This window comes from Burkholderia sp. SIMBA_062, assembly GCF_046534765.1.
Classification (GTDB): domain Bacteria; phylum Pseudomonadota; class Gammaproteobacteria; order Burkholderiales; family Burkholderiaceae; genus Burkholderia; species Burkholderia ambifaria.
The window spans coordinates 1-268 of the sequence record NZ_JAWRYD010000301.1 but is presented as its reverse complement, the minus strand read 5'-3'; the positions used below and the strand labels follow the sequence as shown (position 1 = coordinate 268).

Annotated in this window: 1 protein-coding gene; it reads right to left on the bottom strand. The window is 60.8% G+C overall.

Annotated features, from left to right (window positions below):
* A partial coding sequence (locus tag SB786_RS36440; protein WP_410731611.1) for a hypothetical protein occupies nucleotides 1-268 on the bottom strand: 268 nt, incomplete at both ends.

Genomic DNA, 268 nt, shown 5'->3' with positions numbered 1-268 from the left:
AGGGATCGGCAGCGCAACCAAGCCGTCAGCCGGTGTCACGATATCCGCTGGATATCGCGCCGCCTGGTCCGCTTCGTCAGGAATAGGTAAGAGCAGTGTAAGTACCAGATCGCCACCAATACGCTCCACCGGTGAAACGATCCATTCGGTCCCAGTAGCGGCGGCAGGCAGCGTGGCGCCTTCTGGCAGCTGGGTGAAGTCCAGCGTCAAGCCATTGATTGTCAGGCTGTCGCCCTGCTTGTAGACGGTTAGCGCCTGCCCCAGGAAG